The sequence below is a fragment of the Corynebacterium uropygiale genome (assembly GCF_021568315.1).
GTDB lineage: Bacteria > Actinomycetota > Actinomycetes > Mycobacteriales > Mycobacteriaceae > Corynebacterium > Corynebacterium uropygiale.
The window spans coordinates 128,147-139,634 of the sequence record NZ_JAKGSI010000001.1; the positions used below are offsets into that span (position 1 = coordinate 128,147).

Genomic DNA, 11,488 nt, shown 5'->3' on the forward strand with positions numbered 1-11,488 from the left:
TCCTTCGATCACTCAGGTTTTCGGCACAGTGTAGTCATTGCGGCGCGCGGGCTCCCCTCAATCGGAGGCCCTCAGCCGGTGGGGCACCTGTGCCCTCGACTACTGTTTTGTCACGTGACTCATTCTCCTGCGCGCCGGGGCGTGTGGATCCTCGTTGGGGCCCTCGCCATCCTTGCTCTGCTGTGGTGCGGCCTGTGGATGGCCTACCATGATCGGGTTCCGCGGGGCTCCACCGTGGCGGGCGTGGCGATCGGCGGGCTGACCCCCACCGCGGCGGAGGAGAAGCTCGAGCAGGAGATCGGCCCGCGGCTCACCCACCCCGTGGAGCTTCGCGCCGGCACGCGGCAGGCCAGCGTGGTCCCGGCGGAGGCGGGGATCCGCCCGCAGTGGGCGGCCACGGTGGAGTCCGCGGGGGTGAGCAGCGCGAACCCCTTCAGCCTGCTCGGCAGCCTCGTGGGTTCGACGGACATCCCGCTGCTCAGCGACGTGGACGAGGATGCCTTCCAGGCGCAGGCCGCGCGCCTCGAGGGGGAGCTCCACGCCGATCCCGTGGACGGTTCCGTCGAGCTCCACGGCGCGGAGATCGTGCAGCACGAGGCCACCCCCGGCCAGGACGCCCAACCCGATGCCCTGCGCAGCGCCCTGCGTTCGCGCTGGTGGGAGCCGCAGGGCCTCAGCGTGGACACGCGGAGCATCGCCCCCGGGATTAGCACGGAGGAGGTCCGCCGCATCGCGGAGGGGCCGGCCGCCCGTGCCGTCTCCGCGCCGATCATCCTCCACGGCCATGAGGGTGCCGACGGCATCCTGCCGCCCGAACGCATGGGAGAGGTCCTGAGCTTCGTCCCCGAGGAGGGCACGGGACGGCTTCGCCCGGAGCTTAACCGGGAGGCCGCCCGCGGCATCCTCGCGGAGGGGTTGGCGCCCTCTGAGCATCCGCACGTCAACGCGCAGATTGACTTCCGGGGTGGGGATCGGCGCGTAACTCCCCACCAGGATGGCACCCTCATCAACTGGGATGAGAGCCTCGCTGACCTGGAGGAACGCCTAGTGGGGGAGGGGCAGAAGGAGAGGGATGCCGTCTACCAGGATGACCCCGCGCCCTATACCACCGAGATGGCCGAGCACGCCACCTTCGACGATGTGCTTGGTGAGTTCACCACGGGCGGTTTCTCTGGCCCCTCAGGCGTGAACATCGCCCGCGTGGCGGAGACCGTCAATGGTGCCTTCATCGCCCCCGGGGAGGTCTTCTCCCTCAACGGTTTCACCGGGCCCCGCGGTACGGCCCAGGGCTATGTGGAAAGCGGCGTGATCCTCAACGGCCGCCCGGATAAGGCCGTGGGCGGCGGGATTAGCCAGTTTGCCACGACGCTCTATAACGCCGCGTACTTCGCCGGCATGGAGGACGTCACCCACACCCCGCATAGCTATTACATCAGCCGCTACCCGGCAGGCCGCGAGGCCACCGTCTACGAAGGGGCCATTGACCTGCAGTTCCGCAACACCAGCCCCCACGGGGTGCGGATTGACGCGAGCGTCGCGGGCAATGAGGTGACCGTTCGGCTCGTGGGCGTGAAGACGGTGAACGTCGAGTCCATCAACGGCGGGCGCTGGGCGCCCACCGAGCCGGAGGAGGTCACGGTCCGCGGCGGGGAGTGCGTGGCGGCCTCCGGGGCGCCGGGCTTCACGACGTCGGATACCCGCATCGTGCGGGCTCTGGGCGGGGAGGAGCTCAGCCGCACAACCACGACGACGGTCTATGACCCGGAGCCGCGGGTGCGCTGCGAGCCCTAGGCGCGGGCGGCGGGCGGCCGGCCGCCCCTAGGCCAGCGCCCCCATGGGATCCCAGGCGGGGAGCACCGTGGGCTCCTGCTTCGCGGCGGCGACGACGGCCTCGGGCAGGTAGCGCGGGTGGACGGCCACCTCGTAGACGTAGGGCTCGAACCAGGAGTCATCCATGGTCCAGAAGCCCTTGTCGGCTTTCTCATCGCCCCAGGAGTTTTCGACGCGCCAGCGGCGAATCTCCAGGTCCTCGGGCAGTTCGGCGGAGTCGTGGCAGTCCGCGCAGGGGAGGTCCACGCCGGTGAGGACCATAGCGTGGGTCATGAGGGACTCGCCGCTGATGAGCCGCTCCTTCTTATCCATGTCCAGCTCCACACCGTAGAGCTCCTCGCGCTGGTAGAGGTCCGCGGCCCAGACGCCGGTCTCCGCGTGAGAGTGGGCGACGGTGTCGCAGCCGAACCAGACGGGGTGGCCGTCGACGATGGAGGAGGCGGCGGCGCGCTTGAGGACCTCGATGGGCGCGTTGACGTAGGTGACCGGCGAGCCGATGACGTTGCCCAGGTACTCGACGGTGTAGGCCGCCTCGTAGGGGTTGCGCGGGTCATTGACCACGCAGATGTAGTCCTTGAGGTCCGCCGGGAGGACGGCGCGGGCGAACTCGGTGGGGGTGTACTCGCCCTCGCGGTGGAAGGTCTTGTCCTTGTCCCGGTACTGCCAGAGGAAACGCTCCGGCGGGGTGCCCAGGTGGATCACGAGGATGCGGTAGACCTGGGCCAGGTAGGAGCGTCGAACCTCCTCGACCTTCTCGGGGGTGTCGGCCTCGCGGATGGCGAGCGCCCCCTTGCGCAGCAGCGAGTTGAGGTCGCGGCAGAGCTTGTCCGTGTGGGAGCTCGACCACGTCTCGGGCATGGCGTACTTGGGGACGACCCCGTACTTCTCGACGAGGGCCACGAACATGCCCCACTGGCCGCCGTCCTCGACGGGGTTGGCCAGGAGGTGCTGGACGGTGCGGTCATCGAGGTCGCGCTCGGCGAGCTCGCTCATGGCGACGAGGAAATAGTTCGCCTTCTCCAGCTTGTCCCAGAAATGCACGTAGGCCTGGGAGAACTCAAAGTCCTTGATCTTGGTGTCCGCCATGAGGGCGGTGCGCAGGGAGTTGAGGCCCGCGAAGATCCAGCAGCGCCCGGACTTCTTCTGGTTGGCCACCGCGTGGTCATCCGTCCGGTGGGAGACCGAGTGGTCGATGCTGTGCAGCCGAGCGCGGTTGAGGCTCGCGGCGTCGACGCCGACGGAGGTGACGGCGTTGCGCGCGATTGTGAGGGATTGGTCAGTCATCGTATTCTCCGTTTTCTCCTTCATCCGTGCTTCTAGGCCATCGCGTCCCAGAGGGGGACCACGTGGGCGGGGGCGTCGGCGCGTTCGCGCAGCTGCTCGGGGAGGAAGGAGCGCCGCACCGCGATGGCGAAGACATTGTCCTCAAACCAGTTCTGGCTCATCGTGCCGTAGCCCTTGTCGCCGATCTCCTTCACCGCGCCGTGGTGCTCGGTGCCCCAGGAGTTCTCGACGCGCCACCGGGGCCCCGGGGCGTCGTCGTAGCCGGTGAAGACCATGGCGTGGGTGAGGCGGGATTCTTGGGTCATCATCTGCTCGGCCTTGGTGGTGGCGGAGTCCACGCCGTAGAGGGTGTCGAGCGGGCGGAGCTCGGCGTCCCAGACGGCATCGCCGGGGGAGAATTGCCGCATGACGTCGCAGGCGAACCAGACGGGTTCCTCCTTGCGGAGGCTGGCCTGGGCGATCTCGCTGAGCTCCTCGATGCTCACGTTGAGGTAGGTGAAGAACTCGGTGCCGGGGAGGTCACACTGACCGTCGATGGCGTAGCGCTCGCCCCAGGCGCGGTCCGGGCGCGGGTCGTGCCCCAGCACCACGTACTCGCCCAGGTCCACGGGGAGGATGTGGGCGGCGAACTCGGTGGGGGTGAACTCGCCTTCGCGGTGGAAGTTCTTGTCCTTGTCCCGGTACTGCCAGGTGAAACGCTCCGGCGGCTCGCCGAGGTGGATGCTGAGGATACGTCGCACATCCTGGAGTACCTCCTCCTTGGCCCGCCCGCGGAGGAAGCCGCGGCGCAGCACCGTGTTGATGTCGCGCACCATGGCGGCCGTCTTGGAGCTCGACCACGTCTCCGGCATGGCGTACTTGGGCACCAGGCCATACTTCTCCACGAGGGCGACCACAAAGTTCCACTCCCCGCCATCACTCACCGGCTCCTGGAGGAGCAGGTGGGCCTCGCGGGAATCCAGGTCATCGCGGTGCTCCTGGATCCGATCCCAGAACACCTCCGCCTTCCCCAGCAGGTCATAAAACTGCAGGTAAGCTTCGGAAAACTCGAAGTCCTCCAGCTTCCGCTCCTCCGCGATGCGATGGCGGAGCACATTAAGCGCCGCGAACATCCAGCAGCGCCCGGAACGCTTCTGGTCGGTCACCGGGAGGGAATCCAGCCGGGTTTCCGTCACGTCGTAGAGAGAGACGACGTGGGGCCGGCTGAGCGCCACGGCGTCGACATCATTGCCCGCCACGGCATTGGCGATGACCTGCACCTGAGGCTCATCGAGGCCGCGCGACCACTCCTCAATATCAGTTCGTGTGAGTGAAAAAGCTGTCATGGTGTCCTGTTATACACCCCACCCCGGACACGAACGCTGCGCTAGCCTGAGGGCGAACAGCACCGCACAGGAGGAGCACTCATGAAGAAACTGATCAATGACGCGGAGCAGGTCGTCGTCGAGTCCCTGGAGGGGCTGGCGCTTGCGCACCCGGACATCATCGAGACCCACCAGGAGCCGCTCATCGTGACGCGCAGCGCCGGCACGGTGAAGGAGCGCGGCCGGGTGGGGCTCATTTCGGGTGGTGGCTCGGGGCATGAGCCTCTGCACGCGGGCTTCGTCGGGCGGGGGATGCTCGACGCCGCGGTGCCCGGCCCCGTGTTCACCTCGCCCACCCCGGACCCGATCATGGCCGCCACCTCCTTCGCGGATCAGGGGGCTGGGGTGGTGTACATCGTGAAGAATTACACGGGCGACGTGCTCAACTTCGATACCGCGGCGGAGCTCGCAGAGATGGAGGACATCGAGGTGGAGCAGGTGCTCGTCGATGATGACGTGGCCGTGGAGGATTCCACCTTCACTGCGGGGCGCCGCGGGGTGGCCGGCACGGTGCTCGTGGAGAAGGTCGCGGGTGCCTCCGCCGAGCGCGGCGATGACCTCCAGACGGTGGCGCGCCTCGCGCGGACTGCCGCGAAGAACGTCCGCTCCATGGGCGTGGCGCTCAGCGCCTGCACCGTCCCCCACGTGGGCAAACCCTCTTTCGAGCTGGGGGAGAATGAGGTTGAGTGTGGCGTCGGCATCCACGGGGAGCCCGGCTGCGAGCGCATCCCCATGGCCTCCGCGGATGAGATCACCGACATCCTCTTCGACCGCGTGGCCCAGGATCTGGGCCTTCGCGCCGGGGAGAGCGTGGTGGCGCTGGTGAACGGGATGGGCGGCACGCCCTCCTCGGAGCTCTATATTGTGTACCGACGCGTGGCCCAGCGCCTCGCTGAGCTGGGCGTTGAGGACATCCGCCCGATGGTGGGGAACTACGTCACCAGCCTCGAGATGCGCGGTGTCTCCGTGACGCTCATGCGGCTCGACGAGGAGCTGGCGGAACTCATCGACGCGCCCGCCCACACGATTGCGTGGACGCGAGACTCCGCCTCGTCCTAACGTGAACGGTGTATGACCCTGCGAACCGGCCGGCGCCGCTGGCCGGAGGAGAGGAGACGAGTGTCCATGGCAGACACGCTCGGCGTGGAATGGGCCACGCGTTGGATTGAGGGGTGCGCCGCGGCCGCGGCGGAGCACCGTGATGAGCTCATTGACCTCGACCGGGAGATCGGCGACGCCGACCACGGCGAGAATGTGGACCGCGGCTTCCGGAAGGTCACGGAGGCCCTCGGTGCGCAGGCGCCGGGGAGCGTCGATGAGCTGCTGAAACTGGTGGCCAAGACGCTCATCTCCACGGTGGGCGGGGCATCCGGCCCGCTGCTGGGCACGGCGTTCCTCCGGGCCTCGAAGGCCGCGAAGGCGGCGGAGTCCGGGGAGCTAGGCGCTGGCGATGCGGCCGCGCTCATCGAGGCGGCCCTCGAGGGGATCCAGTCCCGCGGCCACGCCGAGGAGGGGGAGAAGACCATGGTGGACACGTGGGCGCCCGCCGCCCGCGCCGCCCGCGAGGCCGCCGATGGGGGCGCCTCCCCGGCTGAGGTCCTCCGCGCCGCAGCGGAAGCCGCCGCCCAGGGCGCCGAGGCCACCATCCCCCTCAAAGCCACCAAGGGCCGCGCCTCCTACCTGGGCGAACGCTCGGTGGGGCACAAGGATCCGGGGGCGACCTCCTCGGCCTACTTCCTCGCCGCGGCTGCCGCGGCCGCCGACGCCGCGAAGGGAGGCGAATAACCATGCCGCAGGTGGGTATTGTCCTGGTCTCTCACTCGGCGAAGCTCGCCGAGGGGCTCGCGGAACTCGCCCAGCAGATGGCCCATGACGTGCGCATTCTCCCGGCCGGCGGCTTGGAGGACGGCGGCATTGGCACTTCCTATGACCTCATCGAGAAGGCCGTCCAGAGCCTCCTCGATGATGGCCTTCACGTCGCCATCTTCACGGACTTGGGCTCCGCGACCATGACGGTGAACACCCTGCTCGACATGCTCGACGACGAGCCGGTGCGTTTCATCGACGCGCCGCTGGTGGAGGCGGCAATCGGCGGGGCGGTGGTGGCCCAGCAGGGCCGCGACCTTGATGCCGTCGAGAAGGAGGCGCAGCGGGCGATCGCGCTCTTTAAGAAGAAGGAAAAGTAGAGCTAACCGCCGCCCGGCCGGCCTCCGCGGCCTGGCCGAGCGTGATGGGCCCGAGGTCCCGGTTCTGGTCCCAGACCTTCTCGGGGGCGCCTGCGGCGTGAGCGCCCACCTCGCCCGTGTCCGGGCGGTAGGTGACCAGCGCCAGCAGGTCGGGGGAGGTTTGCTCGCAGACCGCCCAGCTGTAGAGGCGATCCTCCATCCACCCGGATTCGGCCTCCTCTGCGTGGTGAATGGAGGTGGGCGGGGTGAGCGCGGCGAGCGTCGCGGAATCATCGAAGAAGGACTGCTCGTGCAGGGCGCGGAGGTAGAAGCGCCCCGCGTTGATGTCAAAGGGCTCCATGGGGGTCATCGTAATGGGCGGGGGTCGGGGAGGTAGACCTCCCCGCCGGAGGCGAGGAACTCCTTGCTCTTTTGCTCCATGCCCGCGATGGCCTCCTGGGCCTCCTTGTCCCCGTAGGTGTCGCGGATGTCCTGGGAGATCCGCATGGAGCAGAACTTGGGTCCGCACATGGAGCAGAAGTGGGCGGTTTTGGCCGGCTCGGCGGGCAGCGTCTCATCGTGGAAGGCTTCCGCTGTCTCCGGGTCTAGCCCGAGCCCGAACTGGTCGCGCCAGCGGAACTCGAATCGCGCCGCCGAGAGCGCGTCGTCACGTTCCGACGCCCCCGCGTGCCCTTTGGCCAGGTCCGCCGCGTGGGCCGCGATCTTGTAGGTGATGACGCCGGTTTTCACGTCGTCCCGGTTGGGCAGGCCCAGGTGCTCCTTCGGCGTGACGTAGCAGAGCATGGCGGTGCCGTAGCGGGCGATCTCGGTGGCGCCGATGGCCGAGGTGATGTGGTCATAGCCGGGCGCGATGTCGGTGACGAGCGGCCCGAGCGTGTAGAAGGGGGCGCCGTCGCAGAGCTCCTGTTGGCGCTCGACGTTCTCCCGCACCTTGTGCAGCGGGATGTGCCCGGGCCCTTCCACCATGACTTGGACGTCGTGCTCCCAGGCGCGGTGGGTGAGCTCCGCGAGGGTGTCGAGCTCGGCGAACTGGGCGGCGTCGTTGGCGTCGGCGATGCAGCCGGGGCGCAGGCCGTCGCCCAGGGAGAAGGCCACGTCATAGGCGGCGAAGATCTCGCAGAGCTCGTCGAAGTGGGTGTAGAGGAAGTTCTCCTGGTGGTGGGCGAGGCACCAGCCGGCCATGATCGAGCCGCCGCGGGAGACAATCCCGGTGACTCGCTGCGCGGTGAGCGGCACGTAGCGCAGGAGCACGCCGGCGTGGACGGTCATGTAATCCACGCCCTGTTCGCACTGCTCAATGACGGTATCGCGGTAGATGTCCCAGGTGAGCTTGTTGGCCTCCCCGTCCACCTTTTCCAGGGCCTGATAGATCGGAACAGTGCCAATTGGAATAGGCGAATTACGAATAACCCACTCGCGGGTGGTGTGAATGTCGTTGCCCGTAGAGAGGTCCATGAGCGTGTCCGCGCCCCAGCGCGCCGCCCACTCGAGCTTGCTCACCTCCTCCGCGATGGAGCTGGTCACCGCCGAGTTCCCGATGTTCGCGTTCACCTTCACCAGGAACTTCCGCCCGATGATCATCGGCTCCGACTCCGGGTGATTGATGTTGCTGGGAATGATCGCCCGCCCGGCGGCCACCTCCTCGCGGACCAGCTCCGGATCGCACTGCTCGCGCAGCGCCACGAAGCGCATCTCCGGGGTGATGATCCCCTTCCGCGCGTAGTGCATCTGGGTGACCCTGGCGCCGGGGCGGGCTCGACGGATCACCGGGCGCCGGCCCTGCCACTGCTGGGAGGGGGCGCCCCGACGCACAGCGGTGCGGCCATCGTCTTCCAGGCGGTGGCCCCGAGCCTCGTAGGTTTCGGTGTCCTCGCGCTCGAGGATCCACGGCTCCCGCCAGGGTTCCAGGCCCTTTTCTGGGTCGGAGCCGGGGCCCATCGTGCGATAGACCTCCAGCGGCGGGTTCGCGTGGCCGTTGGGGGAATCCTCCTGCGCGATCCTCGTCACGGGCACCCGGATGGGGTGCTGCGGATCGGAAAGGTCTTCACGCCAGCTCAGGGAGTGGGAGGGGTGTTGTTCTCGCCCCGGGCGGGTGGTCTGGCTGTTGTGGGCATGGGTGGGTGGCGTCGTCATCGGACATCCCTTCGCTAGTACTGGCTAGATCAGGTTCGACGGGTATGAATCTCAGCCGCGGCTGCGGCACCCCGTGTCACTGCCCCCGAACCTAACACGCGCGGCGGGCGTCGGCGAGGGGAGGGACGGGGAGGGACGGAGAAGGACGCGCGCCCGCGGCCGCCACCCCGCGCCGCCCGCGCCCCCACGCGGGTAGAGTCCTTGGCATGCGTCGCATTCCTGTTCTTCGTGAGCGTCCAGACTGGGAAAAGATCATCGCCGAAGAGAATTTGGTGTATGACCTCTACGATGAGGACGACAAGGAGCATTATTGGAATGAGAACTTCGTGTACTGCTTCTCACAGTTGGAACACTCGGACATTGTGCAGCAGGTGGAGGAGCTCCACCGCCTGTGCATTGACGCGATTGATGACATCGCGGCCGGCACCTACGGCCACCTGGGTCTGCCGGCGCCGATGTTCCGCCTGGCCCGGGACAGTTGGAGCGCGCACCGGGAGAACCCGGAGGCGGAGATGGACCTGTATGGGCGTTTTGATGTGATCCGCGATGCGGAGAACGGCGCCGTGAAGTTGCTGGAGTACAACGCGGATACGCCGACGTCCCTCGTCGAGTCCGCGGTGTGCCAGGATACGCACTTTCTTTTTCACTTTGGGGATGATCCGCGCTTTATCCAGCCCACGCGCCTGGGTGATGCGCTCATTGATCGCTGGGAGGAGATCCGCCTGGCCCGCACGGGGCGCTTCGGCTACGTGGATAACACGCTGTATTGCGCGTGCGTCCGCGATGATGAGTACGGCGAGGATGAGGTGAGCACCAAGCTCATCCAGCACACGGCGCAGATGGCCGGCTGGCGCACGCATTTCATGCGCATGGAGGACATCGTTTTTGATACGGAGCTGCGCCGCTTCGAGGACCAGGAGGGCTACCCGATCCAGAGCATCTTCAAGCTCTACCCGTGGGAGGACATCGGCCTCGACGAGTTCGCGGACTACACCATCGAGACGTACCCCAGCACCGCGTGGTTCGAGCCCGCGTGGAAGATGTTCCTCTCCACCAAGCATCTCCTCGCGATCCTCTGGCACCGCAACCCGGGCCACCCGAACCTCGTCCCCGCCTACGTGGGCAGCCCCCAGGATCTGCGCCATTATGTGCGCAAGCCGATCTTCGGCCGCGAGGGCGCGGGCATTGAAATTGTCGACGACGGCCACCGCGTCGCCGGCGATCCCGAGGATTGGGATGCATCCGAGTGCGTGTTCCAGGAGTTCATTGACACAAAGGACGTCTTCGGCGGCACGGCGAACTTCCACCCGGTGATCGGCGCGTGGATCGTGGGCGGGAAATTTGCGGGCTATAGCATCCGTGAATCCGATGGGCTCATCACCGATGATTCCGCCCGTTTCACTCCAGCTATTGTCGAGCAGTTCTAGCCGGACTACCCTTGCACCTATGAAGCGTCGCAAACGCCGTACCATCCTTGCCGCTGTCGGCTGTTCCGTGCTCCTGGGCGGTGCGCTCAATAACTGGTCGGACCAGGCCGAACCGCCCGCCCAGCCGGAGCCGCAAGCCGCGGAGGCCCCCGCGGCGGAGGGCAGCGTGGACGACGAGTATGTCCGGGTGTGTTACAACCCGGAGACCAAGGAGCGCGTGGAGGACGAGCAGTGCCCCCACGAAGAGGGGGACGGCGACGGCGGGGACACGGTCGTCAACAACAATAACTCAGGCGGATCGCCGCTCACCCCGCTGCTCTGGTACTACATCGGACGGATGTCCGCGCGGGGCACGGGGCCCATCATCCCCGCCGTGGGCTCCCAGGTGGCCGACAACATGGGCTCCACCCAGAAGCCCAAGAACGGCACCATCGTCCGCAATGTCTCGCGTGACCAGCGCTCGTTCGCCGACTCCTACCGCTCCAGCAAGGACGTCTCCTACACCGGCGACGGCAAAACCACCCGCTCCAAGTCCGAGGCGGAAAACCACCGCTCCGAGGCGCTGAAGAAGAATTCCGGCAGCTCGAACGCCGGCAAGAACCAGGACGCCGTGAAGAAGAGCGGTGGATTCGGCAAGTCCGGCGCCTCCCGGGGCGGCCACGGGGGATAGGGCGGCGAGCGCCAGCGGTTGCGGACTGCGCGGGGCGGGCATAGCGTCATACTTAGCCTTGCTATTCTCGACGGTAGTCAGGAGCCGACCTCATGCCTTTCACCTACGCCATCGCGTGGCCCGTGCTCGTCCTCGTGTGGATCCTTGGCCCCTTCGTGGGCGGCGGAACCCCGAAGGCCTTGGAGACCCTCTACTGGGTGTTCGTGCTGCTGGCCGTGGCCTACGGCCTGGTCACGGCCGTGAAGCGGAAGAATATCCCGCTGGGAATCTGCTCAGTCATCACGCTCTTCGCGTGGCCGATTGAGCTCTACCTCATCATCTCCCTCTTCGGTTTTAACTAGGGGGGGGCTGCGTGACACCGGAGGACACCATGTCGCCGCTTATTCCAACGGCGCTCGACAGCGCGATGGTGATTCTGTCCCTCATTGCGGTGATTCTGGCGATTATCGCGCTGGTCTTTATCGCGAAGGACCGCCGGAACTTTTCGAGCAGCATTTTTGCCGCCCTGTTTGTGTGCGTTGTTCCCCTCGTTGGTCCGGTGTTTTACTTCATTGTCCGAAGGGACGAGCGCCGCGGCGGGGGAGGGGGCTGAGC

At 67.1% G+C, this 11,488-nt stretch carries 11 protein-coding genes, 1 pseudogene and 1 riboswitch; of the genes and pseudogenes, 8 read left to right on the forward strand and 4 right to left on the reverse strand.

The window, feature by feature from the left end; translation table 11 throughout:
- The first annotated feature begins 198 nt into the window (after positions 1-198).
- Complete coding sequence (locus L1O03_RS11580; protein WP_420830278.1) at positions 199-1,791, forward strand: VanW family protein; 1,593 nt, start codon at positions 199-201, stop codon at positions 1,789-1,791.
- 27 nt (positions 1,792-1,818) lie between these two features.
- Here L1O03_RS11580 and L1O03_RS00615 read toward each other — a convergent pair whose 3' ends face one another.
- Both L1O03_RS00615 and L1O03_RS00620 read right to left on the reverse strand, forming a co-directional pair.
- A complete protein-coding gene (locus tag L1O03_RS00615) occupies positions 1,819-3,138 on the reverse strand; it encodes a C1 family peptidase (protein WP_268913425.1) in 1,320 nt (439 codons plus the stop codon).
- 8 nt (positions 3,139-3,146) lie between these two features.
- Positions 3,147-4,439, reverse strand: coding sequence for a C1 family peptidase (locus tag L1O03_RS00620; protein ID WP_236117494.1), 1,293 nt, complete (start codon positions 4,437-4,439; stop codon positions 3,147-3,149).
- Between the two features lie 81 nt (positions 4,440-4,520).
- On the opposite strand from L1O03_RS00620, the gene dhaK reads away from it, so the two are divergent.
- From dhaK to dhaM, 3 genes and pseudogenes are all read left to right on the forward strand, one after another.
- Positions 4,521-5,537 carry a dihydroxyacetone kinase subunit DhaK gene (gene dhaK / locus L1O03_RS00625; protein WP_236117495.1) on the forward strand — a complete coding sequence of 339 codons (1,017 nt, stop codon included), beginning with the start codon at positions 4,521-4,523 and terminating at the stop codon, positions 5,535-5,537.
- A 66-nt stretch (positions 5,538-5,603) separates the two neighbouring features.
- Positions 5,604-6,263: a dihydroxyacetone kinase subunit DhaL gene (dhaL, locus tag L1O03_RS00630; protein WP_236117496.1), complete on the forward strand. Its 660-nt coding sequence runs from the start codon at positions 5,604-5,606 to the stop codon at positions 6,261-6,263.
- Positions 6,264-6,265: 2 nt separating this feature from the next.
- Positions 6,266-6,646, forward strand: a pseudogene (dhaM, locus tag L1O03_RS00635) (dihydroxyacetone kinase phosphoryl donor subunit DhaM); the annotation flags it as partial.
- On the opposite strand, the gene L1O03_RS00640 reads toward dhaM, so the two are convergent.
- Positions 6,645-7,004 (reverse strand): hypothetical protein, encoded by a 360-nt coding sequence (locus L1O03_RS00640; protein ID WP_236117497.1) that lies wholly within the window; start codon positions 7,002-7,004, stop codon positions 6,645-6,647. The pseudogene dhaM and the gene L1O03_RS00640 sit on opposite strands and share 2 nt — an antisense overlap.
- A 5-nt stretch (positions 7,005-7,009) precedes the next feature.
- On the reverse strand, positions 7,010-8,797 hold the full coding sequence (gene thiC, locus L1O03_RS00645) for a phosphomethylpyrimidine synthase ThiC (RefSeq protein WP_236117498.1): 1,788 nt from the start codon (positions 8,795-8,797) through the stop codon (positions 7,010-7,012).
- Positions 8,787-8,881: riboswitch (TPP riboswitch) on the reverse strand. It overlaps the preceding gene by 11 nt.
- 122 nt (positions 8,882-9,003) lie before the next feature.
- On the opposite strand from thiC, the gene L1O03_RS00650 reads away from it, so the two are divergent.
- The 4 genes from L1O03_RS00650 (at position 9,004) to L1O03_RS00665 (ending at position 11,486) form a co-directional block, all read left to right on the forward strand.
- Positions 9,004-10,224 carry a glutathionylspermidine synthase family protein gene (locus L1O03_RS00650; protein ID WP_236117499.1) on the forward strand — a complete coding sequence of 407 codons (1,221 nt, stop codon included), beginning with the start codon at positions 9,004-9,006 and terminating at the stop codon, positions 10,222-10,224.
- 19 nt (positions 10,225-10,243) lie between these two features.
- On the forward strand, positions 10,244-10,894 hold the full coding sequence (locus tag L1O03_RS00655) for a hypothetical protein (RefSeq protein ID WP_236117500.1): 651 nt from the start codon (positions 10,244-10,246) through the stop codon (positions 10,892-10,894).
- 92 nt (positions 10,895-10,986) lie between these two features.
- Positions 10,987-11,235: a hypothetical protein gene (locus tag L1O03_RS00660; RefSeq protein ID WP_236117501.1), complete on the forward strand. Its 249-nt coding sequence runs from the start codon at positions 10,987-10,989 to the stop codon at positions 11,233-11,235.
- An 11-nt stretch (positions 11,236-11,246) separates the two neighbouring features.
- Positions 11,247-11,486, forward strand: a complete 240-nt coding sequence (locus tag L1O03_RS00665) for a PLDc N-terminal domain-containing protein (protein WP_236117502.1) — start codon at positions 11,247-11,249, stop codon at positions 11,484-11,486.
- The last annotated feature ends 2 nt before the right edge of the window (positions 11,487-11,488 follow it).

Coding starts and splice junctions, on each gene's coding strand:
- L1O03_RS11580 (WP_420830278.1), top strand. CDS start 199: ATGGCCTACCATGATCGGGTTCCGCGGGGCTCCACCGTGGCGGGCGTG.
- L1O03_RS00615 (WP_268913425.1), bottom strand. CDS start 3,138: ATGAAGGAGAAAACGGAGAATACGATGACTGACCAATCCCTCACAATC.
- L1O03_RS00620 (WP_236117494.1), bottom strand. CDS start 4,439: ATGACAGCTTTTTCACTCACACGAACTGATATTGAGGAGTGGTCGCGC.
- dhaK (WP_236117495.1), top strand. CDS start 4,521: ATGAAGAAACTGATCAATGACGCGGAGCAGGTCGTCGTCGAGTCCCTG.
- dhaL (WP_236117496.1), top strand. CDS start 5,604: ATGGCAGACACGCTCGGCGTGGAATGGGCCACGCGTTGGATTGAGGGG.
- L1O03_RS00640 (WP_236117497.1), bottom strand. CDS start 7,004: ATGGAGCCCTTTGACATCAACGCGGGGCGCTTCTACCTCCGCGCCCTG.
- thiC (WP_236117498.1), bottom strand. CDS start 8,797: ATGACGACGCCACCCACCCATGCCCACAACAGCCAGACCACCCGCCCG.
- L1O03_RS00650 (WP_236117499.1), top strand. CDS start 9,004: ATGCGTCGCATTCCTGTTCTTCGTGAGCGTCCAGACTGGGAAAAGATC.
- L1O03_RS00655 (WP_236117500.1), top strand. CDS start 10,244: ATGAAGCGTCGCAAACGCCGTACCATCCTTGCCGCTGTCGGCTGTTCC.
- L1O03_RS00660 (WP_236117501.1), top strand. CDS start 10,987: ATGCCTTTCACCTACGCCATCGCGTGGCCCGTGCTCGTCCTCGTGTGG.